Raw genomic sequence first — 22,894 nt, forward strand, 5'->3', positions numbered from 1 at the left:
TCACAACCGCTCGGTTCGCATCCGCATGGTACGGATAGAACCATGCCATGCGGATGCGAACCGAGCGGTTGTCGGTCGCGACGGCTCAGGGTTCGCGCGAATCGTGGGTGGCGGCGCGGGGGACGCCACCGCGCTCGGCACCTGAGGGCACGACCCACTTCCTGACGCCGATGACGATGAGGGCGATCAGGCCGACGATGAGCAGACCGTCGGCGGCGATGTAGAGCAGGTGCATCATCGAGCCGCCGTCGTCGACACCGGCGAGGACGGCATCGGTGCGCTGGTTGAGCAGGGGCCGGACGAACGCGACCTTGAGGATGAGGACGCCGATGATGCTGCTGGTCACCGCCCGGAACGGGGTGCCGACGCCGTCCTTGAGGATCGACCAGAGCAGGATGACGGCGATGACGATCTCCACCCAGTTCATCGCCGTGAAGACGAGCCGGCCGATGCCGAGCCCGAGCGGAATCGTGATTCCCGGCGCTTGGAACTTCAGCGGCGCCTCGATGAGGGAGATGCCGATGATGAGACCGAGCCACAGTGCCGGCAGCACAAGCCGAGCACCGGCGGCGAGCCGGGAGTCCTGAGAACCGAGTGCGTGGACCATACTCGAATTCTACTCCGCGTAGAAATCGCCCCCCCCGGGGGGCGCGTCCGAGGCGCTGTCCGAACCGCCCGTGTTTCCCCACCCGAACCACCCCAGCACCCCCACCCGAACCACCACCGTTCAGCGGCCCGAATCCCCCTCGGACCGCGCCGCTGACTTGGGCGGTTTCGGCCCTAGACTGAGCGCATGCGTCTGTTCTCCAATGCCGTCGTGCGCACGCTCGCCCCCGCCGAGGCGGCCCCGACGACCCCGCCCGATGCGATCCTCGTCGACGGCGAGACGATCGTGGCGGTGGGTGCCCGGGACGAACTCCTCGACATCGCCGCCGCGCAGACGTCGTCGACGGCGGCGCTCGCCTCGGCGGGAGGGGTGGGCGCCACCTCGGTGATCCCCGGTGCCGCCGTCGAGGAGATCGACTGCGCGGGCCGGGTCATCCTGCCGGGCATAGTCGACGCGCACATGCATTCGGTCGCGTACGCGGATTCCCTGACGAACCTCGATCTCTCCGGGACGCGATCCCTCGCCGAGGCGGTCGCCGCCATCCGCGGGCGCGCGCAGACCCTGCCGGTGGGGTCGTGGGTCGTCGGTGCCGGGTGGGATCTCAACCGCTGGGACGACCCGCGCTACCCCGACCGGGAGCTGCTCGACCGGGAGGTGCCCGACCATCCCGTGGCGATGTGGTCGATCGACCTGCACACGGTGTGGGCGAACGGGCATGCGCTCGAGATCGCGGGCATCGACGCCGATACCCCGGATCCGACCGGCGGTGAGATCGTCCGCGACACCGCAGGAGTGGTGACGGGCCTGATCAGGGAGGATGCCGCGGATCTGCTCGTTCGCTACATTCCGGAGCCGAGCCGCGAGGACCAGGCCGAGCGCCTCGAGCGGACGCAGGAGCTCTTCCTCTCGCTCGGGATCACCGGCATCCACGACTTCGATGGGATCGCCTCGACGCTGGGGTGGAACGATCTGCGTGAGGCCGGGCGGCAGCGGCTGCGGGTGACGAAGTTCCTCCGTCAGCCGGAGGTTCCGTGGGCGATCGAGACCGGATGGATGACCGGCGGAGGCGACGACTGGCTGCAGCACGGCGGGGTCAAGCTCTTCGCCGACGGGGCGCTCGGGTCGCATACGAGCCACATGTCCTCGCCCTATCCCGAACCCGAGCCGGCCGGGGTCGGCGTCCACGGTGCCGAGGCGCCCGAATCCGTCGAGGCGACGGCGGGTGCCGAAGTCGGTGTCGTCGCCCTCGAGGTGGCGCCCGAGACGCACCTCAACTACGGCATCGCGCAGATGAGCGAGGACGAGCTCTTCGAACAAGCGCGGATCGCGACCGAGGCGGGGATCTCCGTGGCGATCCACGCGATCGGCGATCAGGCCAACCATCATGTGCTCAACGTGTTCGAGCGGCTGCGGCCGATCACTCTCGAGGTCTCCGAGCGCCTCGGCAGGCGGCTGCGCCACCGGGTCGAGCATGCGCAGTTCATCCAGCCTGAGGACGTCGCCCGTTTCGCCGAGCTCGACGTCATCGCCTCGATGCAGCCGCGCCACTGCATCTCCGACCTCCATCTGCTCCACCTCATCGACGAGTCCGCCCAGCTCGCGGCGTACGCGTGGCCGGACCTCCTCGGCGCAGGGGCGGAGGTGATCTTCGGCTCGGACGGACCCGTCGAGCACGCGAACCCGTTCGCGGCGATCTATGCGGCGATGACGAGGGCCGACACCTCAGGAGATGCGAGCACGACGTTCCAGCCGCAGCGCCGACTCTCCGCCGTCGAGGCGTTCCGGTTGCACTCGCGGGCGCCTGCTGTCGCTGCGGGTCTCGGCGACCGGCGCGGGCACCTGGCTGCGGGGATGGACGCGGACTTCATCGTCGTCGACACCGACCCGTGCGAAGCTGAAGGTCTTGTCGCCGCCGAGGCGGTCGCCGGGCCCGATGGTCTGCTCGGCTATGACTCGGAGGAGGCGCTCTTCGCCCACGCCGAGGCGATCCGTGACACCCGCGTCTTCCTCACCGTCGTCGGCGGCGAGGTCCAGTACTCCGCGGAGTGAGCGGGCGCCGTGCGATCGATGTGGTGTCGAGGGATCATGCGTCGAGCGAACAGTGCGCCCAGGTGGTGTCAGGGCGCTGTCAGTTCAGCTGGGAAACTTTCCCGCGGGGACGCGCGCCATCGGACCGCGCGGTAGAAATCCACACGGTACGGATAAGTCCATACCATGTGGACTTAAACCGAGCGGTGGTGTCGACAGACGTCCCCGCGGGGACGTGCCTGCTCAGAGCTTCGCGTTCCATTCGTCGAGGCGCGACCGGAGGTCGGCCTCAGTGAGGTCGGTTCGGCCGATGCCCTGATAGTTGGGCAGCCACGTCTCGACCCGTTCGTGAGCGAGCGCGGCGGCCTGCACATCCCAGGTACGGATGTCGTCGATCGGTCGACCGAGCCCCCGTTCGTACTCGGCGAGGAAGACGTCGGGCGCCGAGGTGGATCCCAGCAGTACGAGATCCTGGCGGCACCACGCGAGGTCGATGCCGCGGGGACCCTGCCGGGCGCCAGCCCAGTCGACGACTCCGGTGAGCATCTCGCCCTTCCAGAGTGCATTGCCCGACCAGAAGTCGGAGTGGACGAGCACGGGATCACTGAGATCGAGAGCCGCCCACTCGTGTTGGGCTCGCCTCGCGATCTGCGACGAACCAGTGGGCGGGCCCGACGGCGCCACAGGCAGCCCTGCACCGCTCAGTCTGTGGATCCGAACCAGAGTCGCGGCCATTTCCCGGGCGATGACGTCGATCGGAAGCGCGTCGCCCGGTGCACCGCCGGTGACCACCGTGGTGATGACAAGTGGACGTTGCAATCCCGGGTCGACTGCGACGAGGCGCGGGACGAAGTCACCGAGTGTGGTCAGTCGAGGCAGAACCGCAGCCTCACGGTGAGCGGCATCATGCCCGGTAGGAAAGCCGCGGACGACGAAGTCCGTGTGTCCGTCCGTGACTCGCACGGTCATCGCATGCTGGCCTCCGGGCAGCACTTTCACCAGTTCGAGGTGCCGACCGAGCAGCACCGATGCCGAGGCGACCGCCTCGGCGGGAGACCAGCCCGAACCAGCGAGCGCCGACGTCACCGGCCAGCTTCCGCGAGCAGGCGCTCAAGACCGGCGGCATACCGGGCGGCCATCATCCTTTGAGTCGCGACCGACACAGGAGCTGCGGCCTTGAGCAGCGGATGGCCGGGCACCGAGCGCGACGTGATCGAGGCGATGAGCCGGTCGTCGTCGACGGAGACGAGGAACGTCTGCACCCCGGTCTCGAGGTGACCGGGCAGCGTGCGGTAGACGAAACCCGCCTGCCGGTCGGTGTCGATGACGTCCTCGACGACGCACGACCCGACGGGCAGGACGATGTCCTCTCCGCGCAGTCGCCGGACACGGCCCGGCCAACCGGGATTGAGCCACAGGTCGACGACCATGCCCGGCTCCACCCGGCGCTGCGGTCGGGCGATGACTCCGGCGCCGGCCTGCAGCTGCCACGTGAGGATCGCGTCCCTGGCCAGCGGGAAGAGCGCGGCCGAGCCGACGTCGCGGATGTGCTCAAGGGAATTCATGCTCGAACTTTCATCAGAGCCTTGCGGCATCGAGGCCGTCCGTGTGAGGCAGGCAGCGTACGCGGTCCACAATGCCACATCGCCCGGTCGAGTCCCTCTGGTGGTGGACGCCGCGGACGAGCTGATGCATATCGCCCAGGCCATACGGCGGGCTAGGCCCGCCCAGGCCGCACTGCCGGCGAGGCCCCGCGCAGACAGGCCACCACCCTCTCAAACAGCTCGTGCGACGGCGAGGTGCACAGAAAAGGGCAATCTGCACCAGGGCCTTGTGTGCACCTCACCAGCGGTCTTAGGCTACCCGCAGAACTGAGTGATCGATCAGTAGAGCACGCGTGACCGCTGCTGGTCGAGTCGCTGAGGATACGCAAGTTCATCACCGCGATAGGAGCTCCCATGACCGACGCGCCACCCAATGAACCCACCTCTGCGCCCACCGTTGGAACCGATCCCGCCCCCGCCGCGTCGAACACCGCGGTCCCGCCTCGGCGCTTCGATGGCCAGGTCGCGCTCATCACCGGAGCCAGCCGCGGCATCGGGCTCGGCATCGCTCAGCGGCTGCAGTCCGAAGGTGCGACCGTCGTTCTCACCGCTCGCACTGCGGAATCCCTCACCGAGGCGGTCGCCTCCTTCCCCGAAGGCACCGCGATCGGCATCGCCGGCAAGTCCGACGACCCGGCGCACCGGGCCGAGGTGTTCGACGCCATCGCGGCCCGCTTCGGTCGCCTCGACGTACTCGTCACCAATGTCGGCATCAATCCGGTCTACGGTCCGACGATCGACGTCGACCTCGATGCCGCGCGGAAGATCCTCGACGTCAACGTCCTCGGCACGTTGGCCTGGGTGCAGGGCACCGTCCATCATGAGGGGCTGGGCTTCCGCGAGAGGAGAGGCCGGATCGTGTCCATCTCATCCGTCGCCGGCGAGATGCCCAGTCCCGGCATCGGCTTCTACGGGGTGTCGAAGGCCGCGGTCTCCCATCTCACCCGCACCCTCGCCGTCGAACTCGGCCCCGACATCCGCGTCAACGCGATCGCTCCGGCCGTGGTCAAGACGCAGTTCGCCCGTGCCCTCTACGACGGCCGTGAGGATGAGGTCGCAGCGACCTACCCTGTCGGCCGACTCGGCACGCCCGAGGACATCGGGGCGGCCGTCGCCTACCTCGCCTCAGCCGATGCCGATTGGATCACTGCCCAGGTGCTCACTGCCGACGGCGGTCTCCTGACCGCGGGCGGGAGCGCCTGAGGCGTCTGCGCCGACTCCTGCCCTACCGAACCGCCGGCAGCGAACGTTCGATGCGGTCGAGGAGCTCCATCGTCGCCACCGCCTGCGCCGCCGAACTCTCCGGTTCACGGCCCTGCCGGATCGCCTCGGCGAACTCCTCGTCCTGGCGGCGGATCCCGTCCATCGCGGCATCCTCCCCGGTGTCGACGGGATTGCCGTAGCCGTCGACGAGGTCGTCGTAGCGGGCGATGAACGTGCCCTTGTCGCAGATGTAGCGGAACGTCGTGCCCAGCGGCCCGTCGTTGTTGAACGACACCGCGAGGCTGAGCAGGGCACCCGACTCACTCGCCGCCGAGACGCTGAGATCCGTGTAGATCCCCATCGTCTCGCTCACCGGTCCTGCGAACCCCTGGACTGCCGCGACCGGCGCCCCCGTCTGGTGGGCGAAGAGGTCGACGCTGTGGCACGCGTGATGCCAGAGCAGATGATCGTTCCAGGTCCGCGGCTCACCGTTGGCGTTGATGTTCTCCCGTCGGAAGAAGAAGGTCTCGGCGACGAGATGCTGGAGCACGAGCTCGCCGCTCTCGAACTGCCGATGCAGCCACCGATGACCGGGATTGAACCTCCGCGTGTGCGCGACCATCGCCACCGCACCCGACTCCTCCGCCGCCTCGGCGACGGCCCTGGCATCGGCCAGACTCTCGGACACCGGGATCTCCACGAGCACGTGCTTGCCCGCCCGCAGCACCTCGACCGCCTGCTCCGCGTGGAGCGGCGTCGGGGTCGCGAGGATGACCGCATCGATATCGGTCCTGTTCAGAGCCTCGCCGAGGTCGTCCGCCGTTTCCGTGATCCCGTACTCGGCCGCGACGCGGGCCACGGCATCGGGTTCCTTGCCGATGAGGAGTCCCACTTCGACGTCGTCGATCTGGGCGATCGCGTCGAGATGCTTGCGGCCGATGGCTCCTTCTCCTGCCAAGGCGACTTTCATGTCAGCTCTCTTCCCTTCGGTGTGGATCGGCGGTATTCTCGCCTCACTGTGGTCGATCGGTGCGAGGGAGTCAGTGCTTTGGCGACAAAATTGTCTATGTTATTGTCACCATTGTGAGTCAAGCCAATACTGTCACGGACGCCCTGCGTCAGGACATCCTCAACGGGTACTTCCCACCGGGCGCGCGCCTGGTGGAGGCGGTCGTCTGCGACCGCTACGAGATCAGCCGCGCCTCCGCGCGAGCCGCGTTCCTCGCCCTCAGCGCCGAAGGGCTCGTCGAACGGGAGACCAACCGCGGAGCGACGGTGCGCCGGGTCAGCCCCGAAGAGGCCGTGCAGATCACCGAGGCCAGAGCCGTGCTCGAATGCCTCATCGCCAGCGAGGCCGCGAAGAACGCGACCGATGCGGACAAAGCCGAACTCGTCGACATCGGCGAGAAGATGCAGGCCGCAGTGGCCGAGGGCGATGTCATGCGCTACTCGGAGCTCAACACCTCGCTGCACCGCAAGGTCGGCGAGACCTCGCGCCACGACGTCGCCCGCGAGCTCATCCGCCTGCTGCGCAACCGCGCCGTGCACCACCAGTACAAGATCAGCCTCGTGCCCGGACGCCCCGCGGAGTCGCTGGGCCAGCACCTCGCGATCATCGAGGCCGTGGTGGCCTCCGACCCCGAGGCCGCCGACCGCGCAATGCGGGCCCACCTCGACTCGGTCATCTCCGTGCTGCGCAACTGGCGCGAGATCAACGCGTACTGAGCCGCAGGCAGGTCCCGGATGACGGCGAGTGCCTGAGTGAAGGCGGATGCCGTCAGGGCCGGCGTCGCGGCAACCGGGATGATCCTTGCGCGCGACGGCGCGGCGGGCCTGACACTGGTTCGCCCCACCGCGGCGGGCCGGATGCTCGCTTGCTTCACCGAGGTGGGCGGACTCTCGGGTCCCACCGGTCATGCGTCCGCTGCCGAAGGTCATCGTCAGCTCGCGCGTGAGCGATCCTCGAGCAGGGCGGCCAGGCGTGGGAACACGCGCATCGCATTGCCGGAGTAGATGAGGTCCTTCTCCGCCTGCGGCAGGTCCGTGTGCTCGATGTAGTACCCGGTGTCGTCCCAATAGCGGTCGGTGCGCGCGTCCTTGCCGCGCACCGCGCCGATCATCTCGGTCCCGAAGAGGATGTTCTCCGGTGCGATGACGTCGACGAGCAGGTCGATGCCCGGCTGGTGGTAGACGCACGTGTCGAAGTACACCTGCTCCATGAGTCCCTCGAGGTCCCAGCCCTTGTCCTGCGCCATGCCCGCAAACCGGCCCCAGTGGTAGGGCACGGCACCGCCGCCGTGGGGGATGATCAGCCGCAGCCCCGGGTAGTCGCGCATGAAGCCTGAGCTCAGCGCCTGCATGAACGCCGTCGTGTCGGCGCTGAGGTAGTACGAGCCGGTGGTGTGGAAGTAGTCGTTGTCCGCGCCCGAGACATGGATCATCCCCGGCACGTCGAGCTCCTGCATCGTCTCCCACAGCGGCGACCAGTACGGATCCCACAGCGGGGGCCCGTCGAAGTGTCCGCCCGACGGATCCGGGTTGACGTTGCACCCGATGAAGCCGAGCTCCTCGACGCAGCGGCGCAGCTCGGCCACGGTCGCGGTGAGATCGGCCCCCGGCGACTGCGGCAGCTGGGCCACGGGCGCAAAGCTGGTCGGGAAGAGATCACAGATGCGGCGGATGAGATCGTTCTGCTGCCGGGTCCACGCCAGGGAGACCGCCTGGTCGCCGACATGGTGCTCCATCCAGCTGGCTCGCGGTGAGAAGATCGTCAGATCGATCCCGCGCTCGCGCTGCAGAGCAAGCTGGGCACCCTCGATCGACTCCCGCAGCTCGTCGTCGCTGATGTCGATCGGCGAGGCCGCGTCGAACTCCAGCCCGTCGACGAATGCGGACTTCTGCGCCTGACGCCAGGCGCCCACCGCCGGCGGAAAGGTCGTGTAGTGGCCGTGGCAGTCGATGATCAAGGGGACCATCCCTTCAGCGTGCGGGTGTGTGATCTGTGCTACTGAGAAAGTAGCACAAAGTGTAGACAATTTTGTAAACAAGGAGCAGAATGGATGACGGCGAGGGGGTGACGTTCTCGATGAAACCCTGCGTCATCCCTTCGCCTGCCGACGTGAACAAAGGAGTTGTGACAGTGGTGACTGAAGATCAAGACCGCGACTATGACGACATCCCCGGAACCTATGTCTTCGACGCTCGCCGCGCGAAAGAGGGCTACCAGCTCAATAAGTTCCTGATGTCTCTCAACGAGGAGCCGAATCGGGAGGCGTTCCGCAGCGATCCCTCCGCGTACCTCGACAGGTTCAAGCTCACGCCTGAGCAGCGCACGGCCGTCGAAGAGCGTCAGTGGCTGCACCTCCTCGAGGTCGGGGGCAACGTCTACTACACCTTCAAGCTCGCCATCTTCGACGGACTGAGCATGCAGGGGATGGGCGGAGACATGTCCAGCATCACCGAGGCGGAATTCGCCGAGATGATGCGCAACGGCGGCCGCCCGATCGAGGGCAACCGATTCAAGAGCGAATGGGAGAACAAGAACAATGGCTGAAATTGTCGGCGGAGTGGGCTGCTCCCACGTTCCCGCGGTCGGCGCGGCACTCGATAACGGCAAGTCGGGCAACGAGGTGTGGAAGCCCTATTTCGACACCCTTCCCCCGGCTCGGGAATGGATCGAGGAGAAGAAGCCCGATGTGTGCATCGTCGTCTACAACGACCACGCCTCGGCGTTCTCGATGCAGCTCATCCCCACCTTCACCCTCGGCGTGGCTCCGGAGTTCCAGCCCGCCGACGAAGGCTTCGGCCCGCGCAAGGTGCCCACGGTCGAGGGTGACCCCGACCTGGCCTGGCATCTGGCGGAATCGCTCATCCTCGACGAGTTCGACATGACGATCGCCAACGAGATGGACGTCGACCACGGTCTCACCGTTCCGCTCTCGGTGATGTTCGGCCAGCCGGAGAACTGGCCGACCAAGGTCATTCCGCTCGCGGTCAACGTCGTGCAGTTCCCGCCGCCGACCGGTCACCGCTGCTACATGCTCGGCAAGGCTCTGCGTCGCGCGATCGACAGCTACCCCGGCGCTGAACGGGTCGTCGTCTTCGGCACCGGCGGCATGTCCCACCAGCTGCAGGGCGAGCGGGCAGGGCTGGTCAACTCCGAGTGGGATTCGCAGTTCATGGACAACCTCGTGAGCAACCCCGCCGAGCAGGCCCAGGTTCCGCACGTCGAATACCTCCGCGAGGCCGGCACCGAGGGCGTCGAGCTCGTCATGTGGCTGATCATGCGCGGGGCGATGAATGACTCCGTCGAGGAGGTCTACCGCAGCATCTACGTGCCCACCTCGAACACGAGTAACGGACTCATCGTCCTCGACAACGCCTGAGGCGCGCGAGGTTGCCTGAGGCCCGCGACGGCGCCGTATGAGGCGGCCGCCGACGCGGACTGAGAGCGCCCCCTGACTGCAGCGGCGGCACCCGAATGGGTGTCGCCGCTGCCATGCGTTCGGGCTCGCCGAGGTGGGGTCCGTTCGGGTCGGGCCCGCCGAGGTGCGGCAACCCGGCCAGGGTCCGCCGAGGTGTGACAGCCGGGCAGGGTCCGCCGAGGTGCGGGTCCATCCGGGCGAGGGTGCCCCGAGGTGCGGCGGCCGAGGATGGGGCACGCCGATGCGCGGCAGCCGGGGGTGGCGGCGAGCACGGATTCGGGAGCCCCGCCTCGGCGAGGGTCGATAGGTGGGACCGCCTCGGCGAGGGAAACGGCTGGTGAGAGCCGTGAATCTCAGAACACGAAATTTTCGTAAACATAATTGTTCACAATTACGTTGACAATGCGTAGACTGAGTTCGTGCATGCGATGTGCCTCACATCCGTGCACCGGTGCTGACAGTGTCGTCGCATCGCGCACGGGCTCGGATCACCTCCTGCCCACCCCTGCGGCACCGTTCAACTGTCGATCTACCGCAAGGATCCCAGCAATGTCCTCATCGACCAGGACCGACGAGCCACCACGCATCACGAAGCGCGAACGACTGCGCGTGCTGTGGGCGAGCTTCATCGGCACAGCCATCGAGTGGTACGACTTCTTCCTCTACGGCTCTGCCACCGCACTGATCTTCGCTCCACAGTTCTTCCCGTCCGAGAACCCTCTGAGTTCGACGCTGGCGGCGTTCGGCGCCTTCGCGATCGGCTTCGTTGCTCGGCCCCTCGGCGGTGTCGTCATGGGCTTCCTCGGCGACAAGATGGGCCGGAAGTCCATGCTCATGCTCTCCATGATCCTCATGGGCGGCTCGACCGTGGCGATGGGCCTGCTGCCGAACTATGCGACCATCGGCATCGCCGCGCCGATCATCCTCGTGAGTCTGCGGTTCATCCAGGGCATCGGCGTCGGCGGCGAGTGGGGCGGTGCCGTGCTCATGGCCGTCGAGTACTCGCCGCGGGAGCGTCGCGCCCTCTACGGCGCGATCCCGGGAATGGGTGTGCCCGCCGGCATCATCACCGCCAACCTCGTCTTCCTCTGGGTCACCGCTGCCGTGGCCCCCGAGGCGTTCGCGGCGTGGGCATGGCGGATCCCGTTCCTCGCCAGCGGCGTGCTCGTCATCGTCGGCATGTACATCCGCGTCAGGGTGGGGGAGACGCCGTCGTTCAAGCGCCTCGAAGCCTCCGCCGAGGTGCTCAAGAACCCGCTCGGGCTCCTGCTGCGCAAGTACAGCGGGCCGATGCTCCTCGGCGGACTGATCTCGATCGTCCCGCCGCTGCTCGGCTACGTGCTCACCGTCTACATGCTCACCTACGGCACGCAGGTGCTCGGGCTGCCGCAGGGCCAGATGCTGTTCGTCGTCATCCTCGGCTCCGTGGTCCAGCTCGTCGTCATGCCCTTCGTCGCGGTCTTCGCCGACCGGATCGGGCACAAACGCTCGTATCTGCTGGGCATCGTCCTCACCGTCGTGTGGATCTTCCCGATGTTCATGCTCATCAACACGGCCAACCTCGGGCTGATGATCCTCGCCTACGCGGTCTCCTTCATCATCCACCCGCTCATGTCCTCACCACAGGGCGCGGTTCTCGCCGGCATCTTCCCGCCGCAGGTCCGTTACAGCGGCGCGTCGATCTCCTACCAGATCGCGGCCGTCATCTCAGGCTTCACGCCGCTCATCGCCGCGGCCCTGGTCGGGGCCAGCGGGAACGTCTGGACGCTCGCGATCTACATGACGGTGCTCTCGGCCGTCTGCCTCGCGTTCGCGGCGATGATGAAGGTCGGCACCCATGCCCATGAGTGAGGGGTGAGCTCTGACCGTCGATCGCACGAATCCTCCCTGACCAAAGGAACATTGGAATGCCTTCATCGACTGCTGCCGACCTATCGGTCGAGATCACGCCGCGAGAGCGGCTGCGGGTCCTCTGGGCGAGCTTCATCGGCACGGCCATCGAGTGGTACGACTTCTTCCTCTACGGCTCGGCCACTGCCCTGGTCTTCGCTCCGCAGTTCTTCCCGTCGACCGACCCGCTGAGCTCGACGCTGGCTGCCTTCGGCGCCTTCACGATCGGCTTCGTCGCGCGACCGCTGGGCGGGGTCGTCATGGGTTCGCTCGGGGACAGGCTGGGCCGGAAGTCGATGCTCATGCTGTCGATGATGCTGATGGGCGGATCGACAGTCGCGATGGGTCTGCTGCCGAACTATCAGACGATCGGTGTGGCCGCCCCGATCATCCTGGTCGCGCTGCGCCTGATCCAGGGCATCGGTGTCGGAGGTGAGTGGGGCGGTGCAGTGCTCATGGCGGTCGAGTACTCACCGCGTTCGCGTCGTGCGCTCTACGGGGCGATCCCCGGCATGGGGATCCCTGCCGGGATCATCCTCGCCAACCTCATCGTGTTCTGGGTCTCGGCCGCCGTCGCCCCCGAGGCGTTCGCGGCGTGGGCGTGGAGGATTCCGTTCCTGGCCAGCGGGGTGCTCGTCATCGTCGGATTCTACATCCGGCTCAAGGTCGGAGAGACGCCGTCGTTCAAGCGCCTCGAGGCGTCCGCGGAAGTGCTGAAGAACCCGCTGGGCATGCTCTTCCGCAGGTACACCGTGCCCATGCTGTTGGGCGGTCTCATCTCGATCGTGCCGCCCATCGTCGGCCACGTGCTCACGGTGTTCATGCTCACGTTCATGACCCAGGCGATGGGGATGCCCCAATCTCAGATGCTCATCGTCATCATCTTCGGATCGGTGGTGCAGTTCGCTGCGATGCCCCTGGTCGCGGTGTTCGCGGACAAGGTCGGTCACAAGCGCTCGTACATGCTCGGCATGGCTCTGACCGCAGTATGGATCTTCCCGATGTTCGCCCTCATCACGAGCGGCAGCTTCGGTCTGATGCTCCTGGCCTACGCCGTGTCATTCATCATCCATCCGCTGATGTCGTCGCCGCAGGGTGCGGTCCTCGCCGGGATCTTCCCGCCGCAGGTCCGCTACAGCGGCGCGTCGATCTCCTATCAGATCGCTTCGGTCATCGCCGGGTTCTCTCCGCTCATCGCGGCGGCGTTGGTCGGGGCGTCGAGCAACGTCTGGCCGCTCGCGACCTACATGGTCGTCTCGACGGTCGTCTGTCTCATCGGCGCTGTGTTCATGAAGGTGGGTACGCATGCTCACGAGTGAGGGGTGAGCGCCGTCCGGTCACGAGTGAGGGGTGAACCCCGGCTGGTCACGAACGAGGAGTAGGCGTCGGCTGGTGTCCGGAGTAGCGGTCCCGGTCGCTCGTGCCTCCGCTTCTCCGTGAAGCGTTCTTCGGTGCATCCGGATACAGCCCACTTCGATCCGGAGAGCTCAGTTCCCGAATTGAGCTCTCCAGATCCAAGTGGGCCCTTCTGAGATCCGGCTCGTGCAACGCCGGGGTGCAGAGGCGATCGCCTGTGACGGCCGGCCGCTGACGGACTGGCGGCCGCTGCACGTGCGACAGCCTCAGTCGCAAGGGGTGTGCGTTCAACGTGAACGCACACCCCTTGTTGGTGTCCTGGGCGACAGCTGTGCCGCGCTCGCGTCCGGCGCCACATTCGGGTAGAGCTCACTTCGGTTTCGAGGGCTCAGTTCCCGAACTGGGCTCTCCGNCAATCGTCGGCGCGGGAACGCGGAGCGGCCGTCGAGCTTTCGCTCGACGGCCGCTCCGCGCAGACCTCTATGAGTGCTCCGCCCTCTCACCCCTCGGCCGGCGTCGCCTCCTGCGGGTGCGTGGCCAGGGGGTGGACGGTTGTGGTGATCCACGGGAACGAGGGCAGGGCGCTGAGCACACGGTGCAGGTGGTCGGCGTCGTCGACCCGGTAGAGGACGACCGCCGTCGAGCTGCCGGGCTTGCGCCAGATGCGTTCGAGCACGCCCTGCTCCCGCAGGGAATCGGCGTACGCCCTCTCCTCGCGGACGCTGTAGGCGTTCGACGGGATGGCCGGCAGCTTCTCCTGCCACACGAGGAACTCCATCAGTGCACCTTCCTGACCTTGACCGACTTCGGCGAATGGATCTCGATGAGCGCCTCGGCGAGCAGCTTCGGATCGGTGAGCATGAGCTCATGGTCGCCGTCGAGGTCCCGGTGGCTCCACCCGGCGTCGATGGCCCGCTGCTTCGACGGACCGAACACCGTGTTCCAGCCGTCGGCGAGCAGGTAGCGTCCGGGCACATTGAGCTGGTCGAGACCCCACCGGGTCGCCTCGGTGAAGGTCTTCCCCGGCTGCTGGGTCAGCCTCGGCGGGATCGATTCGAGCAGGTCCGGATCGGTGACGCCGAGGTTGGCGACCGGACGCGGTGCGATGCTCACACCCCCGGACTGCCCGAGCGCCTCCCAGTAGTGCGCGGCTGCGCGGTCGGGCAGCAGGTCCGACCACCGCTCGCCCGCCCGCGGCAGGAAGCCGTCGACGATGACGAGTTTGCTGATCCGCTCCTCCTCGAGGACCGCGGCGGCCGTGGCGACGAGCCCGGAGTAGCTGTGCCCGACGAGCGTGACGTTTCTCAGCTCCTCCGTGCGCAGGTGCGCGACGACATCGGCGATGTGAGTGAACAGCCCGATCTCGGCAAGGGGCAGGTGCGCCTTGTCGCCGAGACCGCTGAGCGTCGGCGTCGACACCTTCGCCCCGTTGGCGACGAGCAGCTCCTCGACACCGCGCCAGCACCACGCGCCGTGCCAGGCGCCGTGGACGAGGACATACGTGGGCGGGTGGTCATCGAAGCTCATGGGAGCCTCGCTTTCGGGCTGGGAGGTCGGGGTGGGAAGTTCGGCGACGATCAATGGCTGTTCATCTTCCTCCGCCACTCCTCGGTCGACTTGACCGAGTTGAACGTGAAGATGTGGAAGCCCTCGACATCGGGTGCCGAGAAGTGCTTCCGGTAGGCCTTGACGAGCTTCGTCGGGTTGTAGCCGCCGGGGACGAAGAAGCGCCAGAACATCGACTGCTGCTTGCGCAGGAAGTTCATCGACTCCCCGACGCCGACGCTGCTCGAGATCCGGATGAGCTTCGTCCGCTCGATCGCCCCGGGCACCCCGATCCGCACGGGAAGGGTGACGCCGGCGGCCCGCAGCTGACGCAGCCAGGTGGCGGTCGCCTCGGCGGAGAAGCAGATCTGGGTGACGATGTGGGTCGCGAACGGCTGCTTGGCCACGAGCGCCTGGAGCAGCTTCGCATCGTCGATCTTCGGATGCCCCTCGGGGTACCCGCCGATCCCGATCCGATCCCAGGCCAGGTCGAACGACGCGATGTCGCGCAGCAGACCCAGCGCATCGACGTAGTCCCCGGCCGGCGGCTCGGCGTCCCCGCCGATGACGAAGAGCTCACGGATCCCGCCGGCCTGCAGGTCGGTGAGAAGCTCGCCGAGGTGGTCCCGGTTCCGGATCATCCGCGCGGACAGGTGCGGGGCCACCCGGTAGCCGTCGGCGTGGAAGCGCACCGCGAGCTTGACCGTGTCCTCGATCGTCTTGTTCGGCGAGGCCGTGACCGTGAGCGGGACGTCGGTGGGCACCGAGGCGGTGACCGACTCGAAGATGCCCTTGAACGGCATCACCTCGTAGCCGAACTCCGGCCACGCATGGTCAGCGGATCCCGGTGCTCTCCCCGTCGCCTCGGCGCTCGCCGAGGTGGGGGTCTGCGTGGCCCCCGCCGCGGAGGCGGGGGCGTCTGAGGAATTGGACTGCATGGCGCCTCCTTATGCCCGGTAGCTCTCGCGGGCGTGCACGTCGAAGGGCACGGGAGCCACGGTGGCGCGGATGCTGATCTGCCGGTGGGGTTCGATCGCGGGCTTGTCCGTGTTGGGGTTCTCACCCCACACGACGGTGACCTCGGTGCCCGGCTGGGCGTACTCGGCGTCGACGACGGCGAGTGAGATGTAGGCCTGGGGGTTGGCGACGTAGCCGCAGTCGAGCGACATTCCGACCGTGGACCCGTCGACGGTGACCTTGTCGTACTGGTGGTGGGCGTAGCGGGACTTCGGCAGTTCGATGAACTTCGCCGGCAGCTCCTCGCCCATGAGCGAACCGAAGGCGCCGGCGACGTCCTCGGGATTCCACACGAGGGTGACCTTGACGCGGTGCGGACCCTCGGCGATCTTCTCCAGCGCCTCCCGGCCGACGAAATCGTGGTCGAACTTCACGGTGCGGCCGTAGCCGAGGTCGTAGGGGGTGAGGTAGTAGTCCTCGATGGACTCGGCATCGTAGCTGCCGCCGAGCGAACCGATCCGCCCGAACGGCACCCACTCGCGGTAGGCGGCGGTGTCCTCGCTCGTGAAGATCGCCGGCAGGGGCGTGGGCACCCAGCCGGATTCGATGTTCGCCGTCGAGTACGCCTTCGCCCCGGCCCGCTTGAGATCGAAGTCCTTGCCCGCCTCGAGGAGGGCGGCGAGCACGTCCTCGCCCTCGGCCCAGGGGCCGAACATCTCGAAGCCGGGCTGCCCGGCCATGCCGTGCTTGAGCGCCTTGACCTCGTGGCCGGCGATCGTGAACGTCGCCATGTTGAAGAACCTCACATCGGGCACCGGCTGACCGGTGACCTTCTCCATGACCTTGACCGCGTTGGGTCCCTGGATCTCGAAGCGGTAGAGCTTCGGGGGACCCTGACGGTCGGCAGAGGTGGGGTCGCGGTCGATCGTGACGTTCCAGTCACCGGTCTCCGCGTTGAAGTGGACCCAGTCGATGAGCATGGGGTGGCCGACGAGATCGTAGAGGTCGTCCTCGAGGTGGAAGAGGATCGCATCGCCGATGAACTTGCCGTCGGCGTTGACCGAGACCATCTGCTTGGCCTTGTCGACGCCGAAGTTCTTGAAGGAGTTCACGGCGAGGTGCTCGAGCAGCGCAGCGGCATCGGGACCGCTGATGAACAGGTCGGTCATGTGGTGGGACTGGTCGAGCAGGGCCACCGAATCGCGCCACGCATGCTGTTCGGAACGCCAGTTCGTGAACTCGGCGGCGACGGGGAAGACCATGGGTCGGTACGGCGAGTTCTTCAGGGTCGCAACGACACCGGAACCGGCGCTGAGTTCGTCTTTGAGACTGTTGGCGCTCATGGGCAGATACCTCCAGGAGATAAGGAACGACGATGTTCGCATCGCTGTGCCCGCAGCCCCTCCCGCGACCGAGGTCGAGGAGACGTGGAGCACATGCGCTGCTTCTCCCAGTCTCGCCCTCAGTCCGCAGGTTTGTCAACAATATTGTTGACAAACCTGATCGACGGTGTTTGCCTGGATAGTGTCAGCGGCCCGGCGTGCCTGCCTCGGTCGTCCACGCGCAGCCGCCTGTGCCGGTCGAGCAGCCGCTCGTGCCGGTCCGGCAGTCACACGTGCCGGCCCACGTCCAGACCGCCCGTGCCCGTCCATCTGCAAACCCAAGTGCAAAGGTGCTCCTCATGGAGAAGATCATCGTCACCGACGTTCCCCGTCTCGCGTCCGATCGGCTCGACCGCCTCGCCGCCTTCGGCGTGGCCACCGTCCACGAGGCGCAGGGGCGCAGCGGACTCGTCGAGCCGGACATCCGGCCCATCCAGCAGGGAGCACGGATCGCCGGCACCGCCGTCACCGTCGTGTGCTGGCCAGGGGACAATCTCATGATCCACGCCGCCGTCGAACAGTGCCAGGACGGCGACATCCTCGTCGTCACGACGAACTCGCCCAACCGCGACGGCCTCTTCGGGGAGCTCTTCGCGACCTCGCTCCAGCACCGCGGGGTCCGCGGCCTCGTGACGACGACCGGAGTCCGCGACACCCAGGAGCTGCGCGACATGGACTTTCCGGCATGGTCGGCTGCGGTGAGCGCGCAGGGCACCGTCAAGGCCACCGCCGGAGCGATCAACGTGCCCGTCGTCATCGGCGGCTGCTCCATCTCCCCAGGCGATGCGATCGTCGCCGACGACGACGGCGTCGTGCGGGTGCGCCGGGACGAGGTCGACGCCGTCCTCGACGCCTCCGCGGCCCGCATCGCGAAGGAGGAAGCCGCCCGTGAGGCCTTCCAGCGCGGGGAGCTCGGCATCGACCGCTACGGACTGCGCCCGGTGCTTCAGGACCAGGGCGTCCGCTACGTCACCTGGGCAGACCAGACCACCGACCACTGAAAGGGAGCCGACATGACCTCGACGAAGACCGCCACCACGGCAGACGCCCAATCTGCAGCCACCGCAGACGCCCACCCCGCCGGCAGTCCGGCGCCCGCAGCCGCCCCCGCCCCCACCTCGGCGGGTGCTGCGAAAACCTCCCCGACGACCCCATCCGACCAGGACCCCTACTCCGCCGAGGTGGGTCGCCTCGTCGTCCAAGGCGAGGACCGTCCGGGGATCGTCTCGAAGATCTCGACCCTCCTGCTCGACCACGGTGCGAACATCATCGACCTCGACTAGTACTCCTCGAATTCCGACGGGGGCAGCTTCACCCAGCGCACCGTCTTCCGGCTGCCGGATCTGCCCACGGTCAAGCCCAAGCTCATGGACGACCTCGGCGGGCTGCTCGATGACGAGCTGCACATGCGGTGGTCGCTGACGGAGGCGAACAAGCGCAAGCGGGTCGCGATCCTCGCCTCGACCTCGGACCACTGCGTCCTCGACCTGCTGTGGCGGCAGCGTCGCGGGGAGATCGAGATGAGCGTGCCCATGGTCATCTCCAACCACAATGTGCTCGCCGCCGACGTCCGGAACTTCGGCATCCCCTTCTTCCACATTCCGCTGAACAAGGACACCCGCGCCGAGGGTGAGGCCCGCGAGCTCGACCTGCTCCGCGGCAACGTCGACCTCGTCGTCCTCGCCCGCTACATGCAGATCATCTCCGAGGACTTCCTCGAGCAGGTCGGCGTGCCCGTCATCAACATCCACCATTCGTTCCTCCCGGCCTTCATCGGCGCCGCCCCCTACCGCAAGGCCAAGGAGCGCGGGGTCAAGCTCATCGGCGCGACCGCGCACTTCGTCACCGGCGACCTAGACGAGGGCCCGATCATCGAACAGGACGTCGTGCGCGTCGGCCACGAGGAGACCGCGGCCGACCTTGCCCTGCGCGGGGCCAACGTCGAACGCACCGTCCTCTCGCGTGCCGTGGCCTGGTGGTGCCAGGACAAGGTCGTCCGCGACGGACACACCACGGTGGTCTTCTGATGGCGGCACGCATCATCGACGGCAAGGCGATCGCCAAGCGGTACCGGGCGGAGACGGCGCGGCTCGTCGAGGAGTTCGCCGCCGAGGCGGGCCGCCGTCCCGCGCTCGCCACCGTCCTCGTCGGCGACGACCCGGCCAGTCAGGTCTACATCGGCAGCAAACGCAAGGCCGCGACCTCGGTGGGCATCGGGGACCGCCACCGGGAGCTGCCGGCGGAGGCGAGCGTCGAGGACATCGCCGGGGTGCTCACCGAGCTCGCCGCCGATGACGAGGTCTCCGGCATCCTCCTCCAGCTGCCGCTGCCGGGTGGGCAGGACGCCGCGGCGCTCATCGACCTCATCCCCCAGGCGTCCAAACGGCTTCGGCCTGCCCGGATTCCGCGTGATTCCGGGCGTCAGATCATGCAGAACACGTCACGGGATGCATGGATTGCATGATTCTGGTCCCCTTCTGGTCCCCCTCGTAGGCAAGCTCAGTTCGCGGCCAGAGCCGCGAGAGGCGCTACGGCGGCGTGGAACCTGTTGCCCACGAGCAGCACGACGATCTTGTGTCTGGCTCTGGAGAAGACCACGTAGAGGAGCCGACTTGTTGTGGGGAACGGTTCTGATTCGTAGCCCATGAAGTCTCCCTCCCGCAACACCACGACGGTTGCGTCGGCCTCGCGTCCCTTCGTCTGGTAGAGGTTCATTAGTTGAACCTCTCGCGGGCTCAGCGCCGAGTCCGTGAGCGCCGCGTAACTCGCCTCACGAGCTTCCGCACAGATCGCTGCAACCATCTGACGGTCATCGCGGGCGCTGCTCGTGCGTGCCGCTCGCGCGTACATCACCGAGAGCAGGGTTGCTGCTTGCTGCCAGGCGCCCGACTTCTGCGGTAGTCCGAGCGCGTCGTGTGCCGTCGCCGCTACCTCGATTACCTCCCGAATGGACCCCGCCTCGGAGAGACGCTCTCGAAGAGCGCTCAGGCGAGCTTGCAGGGTCGTGGGGCCTGAACCGTTCATCACCTGGTACGCGATGGGGGGCGCCTTCTGCCCACGTTGCGCGCTCGTCAGGAACACGGCTATCGCTTCGAGAACAATTCCCCAGGTGCCATCGCCGGTGTGGAATCGCGCCATCGCAGTCTGGGCGTCGAGGGCGGCGGCGAGCGCGTCACTGAGACCGGCAACTTCATGTTCGATCCCGTCGGCTTCAAGTGCATCCGAGAGAGCCGCGAGCATGTCGTTATGGTGCGTGAATACTGCCACGCCCATATCTTTCGCGGCTAACTCGCTAACGACCCGTGCGACGTGACTGGTCTCGTCGGAGAGTGGTATTCCGTCTTGGATGACCAGTCTTTCGTCCTGGATGGCGGCCGCGATGGCCTCTGAGTCGAACAGGCGTCCCCTGATGGCGTTGGCGACGGCCGGGATGATCCCGGAGGGGTCTCGGAAGGAGGTTTCTGGCAGCAGGATGGTGTTCTCTGTCCCAGCGGCCGAGCAGGCTTCATCGATGCGCTCCACTCTGACGCCGTCTTCGGCGAGGAACGTGTAGATGCACTGGTTCGGGTCGCCGAGCAGTATCAGCCTGCTGTCGCGGGCAATCAGCTGAAGGAGGTCTTGCTGCGCATCGCCGGTGTCCTGAAATTCGTCGACGATTACGAGGCCCCATCGGGTGCGAAGGTGTTCTGCGACAGCAGGTGCGGCCTGAGCGATTTCGAGTGTGAGCGGGATGAGCCTGCTGTATCCGATCTCGTGCTGGGCCAGCCCGAGCTTCTCGCGAGCGGGGCTGACGAGGACGGCGTCGCCGTGTCCGACCAGATTCCCGAATCTCCGGACCACGGAGAACGCGAGCGAGTGGAACGTCATGATGTCCACCTGGGAGCCTCGGCGGCCGAGAATCTCGTTTGCGCGGGAGGCTATGCGCGCCACCGAGGAACGAGAGAACGAGAGGAACAGGACCCGATCGTGGGGTTCGCTTTCTGCTACTCGTTCAAGATGGGCGTGAGCTGCGGCGAGCGCGCTGGTCGTCTTTCCGACACCCGCTCCGCCGAGCACGACAGTGAGTTCGGCCTGCGTCGCTACGACTCGCTGCTGCTCCGTGTTCTGCGGGGCGAATGTCATGGTAGATCAGGGATGTCGATGCGTCCGAGCGTATCGCCGCAGACTGCTTCGATCGCGGACCGCGCGATCGGCGGCTGTCGTGTCAGTGCGTGAGCCCAGGCTGCCCCTAGCCCCTGTTTCTTGATCACTTTCGTCGCGATGAGGTGGTCCGCGATGTCGTCGTCGCCGAGATCGGGTGGCAGGGCGGGCATGCCGAAGTCTTCCAGGGTCTCGACCGTCTCTCGGAGCTGATCTCCGGGTACGCCGCGGATGAGTGCGGCCTCCACGGCGGTGCGAGTGGGAAGCACGACGAGTTGTTCGATCATTCCTGCAAGGACTCCGACTGCTGGATCTTCGTGTCCTGGCTTGTCATTGTCGACGATCGCTCGGACGTGGAATCCGAGTTCAAGGGCGATCTCGGCAATGGCTGGGAGCCGGGTAACTCCTCCGTCTGACCCTGGCGGGGCGACCAGGCGGATGCCGTTAGCGGGGAGGCTGTGGTGCGGTTCGTTCGTCTTCCGGAAGAGCCGCGACGCGAGCGCGCCGTACCCCTCGACATCGAGCGGCCCCTCCAGGAGGACAACGGTTCTCGCGCTCAGCGCTGCGAGAAGCTGCTCCAGGATGAGCCTCCGGTTGACTCGGCCCGTCTTGTCCGTGACTGCAGAGAGCTGGTGCTGTCGTCTCTCGCCGTGGCTGACCGTGAGCCGAACCAGCTCACCGGGATCGAATGCTCGTACTACCTCAGGACGGCGCGTTGTGAGGATCGCTTGCCCTGCCGTTACGTGGATGAGCCGCGCCATGTGTTCAGATGACGATGCGTCAAGGCGATCTCCGAAGTCATCGCCGATGATGACGACGCCTGATTGTGCATCTCGCGCGGCTGCGATGGCTTCAGCGGCCGAGAGCACACTCTCGAGAGTCGACCCCTGGGAACGGACGGGAAGGGCCCCGGCCGCACCCATCGAGATCGCTGGTTGAAGCGCTCTGAGGAGGGCAGCCATAGAACCGTCATCCGCCAGAAAACTGATGTCGGCGGAGTCATCGATACCGAAGAGAGTCTGCGGTCCGGAATCAATGACCTTATCCAGAACGCTAGTGACCACCTCCGTCTCAGAGAACGACCCGGTTGCAGCATGGACGGCCGAATCCAGATCGGTGAGGGCGCTGTCCAGGCCACCAGGATCGGCATCAGCAAGGAGTGCTCTCAGGACTCCCTCTGCCCGCAGCTGGAGAGCCGGCGCACTGTCAACGAACTGGACAGGCAGAGACTCACGCTCGATCCGGCTCGCCTTCTTGAACACACCGGCAGCGGGATCACTTCGCGCCGGGTAATCGACCCAGTGCTCGCCGGTGTCCGTATCGAGGTCATATCGTGCGCGATAGCACAGACGTACGCCCAGAACCGCGTCGCCCGCGTTGCTTGGCGTGGCGATCTCCCCGGTTGCCCGGTCGAACGTTTCCAGATTCTCGCTGAGAAGAGTTTCGAGGTCCTCCCCGAGGTCGAGGAGAGTCACCTCTACCTCCGTCAAGGACTCTTCATCGCCGTCAGCAGGTCGGTAGACGTCGAGAGGATTCACGCGGGACCGAGTACTGCGGGCGTCGAGAACCCGGCGCAGGGCCTCGACGATGTCAGTGCGGCCCGCCTGCGGCTCACCTGCAAGCACCATGTTCTCTGGCACCACGAGCGCTGCATGGCGATAACCCCGGAAACGTCCGATACGGATGCGCGCGACCCTCATTGGCTACTCCTTGCATACCCCCCGATGCAAGCTGAGCGCTCGGCTCGCAACGGGAGGA

21 protein-coding genes and 1 pseudogene are annotated in these 22,894 nt (G+C 66.8%); 11 read left to right on the plus strand and 11 right to left on the minus strand.

The window, feature by feature from the left end:
* Positions 1-85: 85 nt before the first annotated feature.
* Positions 86-607: a hypothetical protein gene (locus tag AAHA49_RS10440; protein WP_342038229.1), complete on the minus strand. Its 522-nt coding sequence runs from the start codon at positions 605-607 to the stop codon at positions 86-88.
* Positions 608-793: 186 nt separating this feature from the next.
* Between AAHA49_RS10440 and AAHA49_RS10445 the strand changes: the two genes are divergently transcribed.
* Positions 794-2,656 (plus strand): amidohydrolase, encoded by a 1,863-nt coding sequence (locus AAHA49_RS10445; protein ID WP_342038230.1) that lies wholly within the window; start codon positions 794-796, stop codon positions 2,654-2,656.
* 222 nt (positions 2,657-2,878) lie between these two features.
* On the opposite strand, the gene AAHA49_RS10450 is transcribed toward AAHA49_RS10445, so the two are convergent.
* Complete coding sequence (locus tag AAHA49_RS10450; protein ID WP_342038231.1) at positions 2,879-3,721, minus strand: phosphotransferase family protein; 843 nt, start codon at positions 3,719-3,721, stop codon at positions 2,879-2,881.
* The gene (locus AAHA49_RS10455) at positions 3,718-4,200 is read right to left on the minus strand and encodes a DUF1990 family protein (protein ID WP_342038232.1); all 483 of its coding nucleotides are present in this window, start codon (positions 4,198-4,200) and stop codon (positions 3,718-3,720) included. Before AAHA49_RS10455 ends, AAHA49_RS10450 begins: the two co-directional genes overlap by 4 nt.
* 393 nt (positions 4,201-4,593) lie before the next feature.
* Here AAHA49_RS10455 and AAHA49_RS10460 point away from each other — a divergent pair, with 393 nt between their 5' ends.
* Complete coding sequence (locus AAHA49_RS10460; RefSeq protein ID WP_342038233.1) at positions 4,594-5,442, plus strand: SDR family oxidoreductase; 849 nt, start codon at positions 4,594-4,596, stop codon at positions 5,440-5,442.
* 22 nt (positions 5,443-5,464) lie between these two features.
* Here the strand turns inward: AAHA49_RS10460 and AAHA49_RS10465 are convergent, their stop codons facing one another.
* On the minus strand, positions 5,465-6,412 hold the full coding sequence (locus tag AAHA49_RS10465; RefSeq protein WP_342038234.1) for a Gfo/Idh/MocA family oxidoreductase: 948 nt from the start codon (positions 6,410-6,412) through the stop codon (positions 5,465-5,467).
* A gap of 113 nt (positions 6,413-6,525) precedes the next feature.
* Between AAHA49_RS10465 and AAHA49_RS10470 the strand changes: the two genes are divergently transcribed.
* The gene (locus AAHA49_RS10470; RefSeq protein ID WP_342038235.1) at positions 6,526-7,167 is read left to right on the plus strand and encodes a GntR family transcriptional regulator; all 642 of its coding nucleotides are present in this window, start codon (positions 6,526-6,528) and stop codon (positions 7,165-7,167) included.
* Positions 7,168-7,382: 215 nt separating this feature from the next.
* On the opposite strand, the gene AAHA49_RS10475 is transcribed toward AAHA49_RS10470, so the two are convergent.
* The gene (locus AAHA49_RS10475; RefSeq protein ID WP_342038236.1) at positions 7,383-8,417 is read right to left on the minus strand and encodes an amidohydrolase family protein; all 1,035 of its coding nucleotides are present in this window, start codon (positions 8,415-8,417) and stop codon (positions 7,383-7,385) included.
* 80 nt (positions 8,418-8,497) lie between these two features.
* Between AAHA49_RS10475 and ligA the strand changes: the two genes are divergently transcribed.
* The 4 genes from ligA (at position 8,498) to AAHA49_RS10495 (ending at position 13,075) form a co-directional block, all read left to right on the plus strand.
* Positions 8,498-8,995, plus strand: a complete 498-nt coding sequence (gene ligA / locus AAHA49_RS10480; protein ID WP_249356907.1) for a protocatechuate 4,5-dioxygenase subunit alpha — start codon at positions 8,498-8,500, stop codon at positions 8,993-8,995.
* Positions 8,988-9,827, plus strand: coding sequence for a class III extradiol dioxygenase subunit beta (locus AAHA49_RS10485; RefSeq protein WP_342038237.1), 840 nt, complete (start codon positions 8,988-8,990; stop codon positions 9,825-9,827). The genes ligA and AAHA49_RS10485 overlap by 8 nt, the downstream gene beginning before the upstream one ends.
* 588 nt (positions 9,828-10,415) lie before the next feature.
* Positions 10,416-11,717, plus strand: a complete 1,302-nt coding sequence (locus tag AAHA49_RS10490) for an MFS transporter (RefSeq protein WP_171007116.1) — start codon at positions 10,416-10,418, stop codon at positions 11,715-11,717.
* A 56-nt stretch (positions 11,718-11,773) separates the two neighbouring features.
* Positions 11,774-13,075: an MFS transporter gene (locus AAHA49_RS10495; RefSeq protein WP_342038238.1), complete on the plus strand. Its 1,302-nt coding sequence runs from the start codon at positions 11,774-11,776 to the stop codon at positions 13,073-13,075.
* A gap of 536 nt (positions 13,076-13,611) precedes the next feature.
* On the opposite strand, the gene AAHA49_RS10500 is transcribed toward AAHA49_RS10495, so the two are convergent.
* Genes AAHA49_RS10500 through AAHA49_RS10515 form a run of 4 tightly spaced genes read right to left on the minus strand, consistent with a single transcriptional unit; the run spans position 13,612 to position 16,957 of the window.
* Positions 13,612-13,890, minus strand: coding sequence for a muconolactone Delta-isomerase (locus AAHA49_RS10500; protein WP_342038239.1), 279 nt, complete (start codon positions 13,888-13,890; stop codon positions 13,612-13,614).
* Positions 13,890-14,639 carry an alpha/beta fold hydrolase gene (locus AAHA49_RS10505; RefSeq protein ID WP_342038240.1) on the minus strand — a complete coding sequence of 250 codons (750 nt, stop codon included), beginning with the start codon at positions 14,637-14,639 and terminating at the stop codon, positions 13,890-13,892. The genes AAHA49_RS10500 and AAHA49_RS10505 overlap by 1 nt, the downstream gene beginning before the upstream one ends.
* Positions 14,640-14,689: 50 nt before the next feature.
* On the minus strand, positions 14,690-15,595 hold the full coding sequence (locus AAHA49_RS10510) for a methylenetetrahydrofolate reductase (RefSeq protein WP_342038241.1): 906 nt from the start codon (positions 15,593-15,595) through the stop codon (positions 14,690-14,692).
* Positions 15,596-15,604: 9 nt separating this feature from the next.
* Positions 15,605-16,957 carry an aminomethyl transferase family protein gene (locus AAHA49_RS10515; RefSeq protein ID WP_342038242.1) on the minus strand — a complete coding sequence of 451 codons (1,353 nt, stop codon included), beginning with the start codon at positions 16,955-16,957 and terminating at the stop codon, positions 15,605-15,607.
* Positions 16,958-17,295: 338 nt separating this feature from the next.
* Here AAHA49_RS10515 and AAHA49_RS10520 point away from each other — a divergent pair, with 338 nt between their 5' ends.
* The 4 genes and pseudogenes from AAHA49_RS10520 (at position 17,296) to AAHA49_RS10535 (ending at position 19,460) form a co-directional block, all read left to right on the plus strand.
* Positions 17,296-17,997 (plus strand): 4-carboxy-4-hydroxy-2-oxoadipate aldolase/oxaloacetate decarboxylase, encoded by a 702-nt coding sequence (locus AAHA49_RS10520; protein WP_342038243.1) that lies wholly within the window; start codon positions 17,296-17,298, stop codon positions 17,995-17,997.
* A gap of 12 nt (positions 17,998-18,009) precedes the next feature.
* Positions 18,010-18,279: an ACT domain-containing protein gene (locus AAHA49_RS10525; protein WP_342038244.1), complete on the plus strand. Its 270-nt coding sequence runs from the start codon at positions 18,010-18,012 to the stop codon at positions 18,277-18,279.
* A gap of 21 nt (positions 18,280-18,300) precedes the next feature.
* Positions 18,301-19,023, plus strand: a pseudogene (gene purU, locus AAHA49_RS10530) (formyltetrahydrofolate deformylase); the annotation flags it as partial.
* Positions 19,023-19,460, plus strand: coding sequence for a tetrahydrofolate dehydrogenase/cyclohydrolase catalytic domain-containing protein (locus AAHA49_RS10535; protein ID WP_137826720.1), 438 nt, complete (start codon positions 19,023-19,025; stop codon positions 19,458-19,460). The pseudogene purU and the gene AAHA49_RS10535, both read left to right, overlap by 1 nt.
* A 35-nt stretch (positions 19,461-19,495) precedes the next feature.
* On the opposite strand, the gene AAHA49_RS10540 is transcribed toward AAHA49_RS10535, so the two are convergent.
* Together AAHA49_RS10540 and AAHA49_RS10545 are read right to left on the minus strand one after the other, a co-directional pair.
* Positions 19,496-21,118, minus strand: coding sequence for a UvrD-helicase domain-containing protein (locus tag AAHA49_RS10540; protein ID WP_342038245.1), 1,623 nt, complete (start codon positions 21,116-21,118; stop codon positions 19,496-19,498).
* The gene (locus AAHA49_RS10545) at positions 21,115-22,836 is read right to left on the minus strand and encodes an OLD family protein (RefSeq protein ID WP_051619731.1); all 1,722 of its coding nucleotides are present in this window, start codon (positions 22,834-22,836) and stop codon (positions 21,115-21,117) included. Before AAHA49_RS10545 ends, AAHA49_RS10540 begins: the two co-directional genes overlap by 4 nt.
* Positions 22,837-22,894 lie beyond the last annotated feature (58 nt).

Origin of the sequence: Brevibacterium ammoniilyticum (assembly GCF_038429965.1) — a bacterium.
GTDB lineage: Bacteria > Actinomycetota > Actinomycetes > Actinomycetales > Brevibacteriaceae > Brevibacterium > Brevibacterium ammoniilyticum.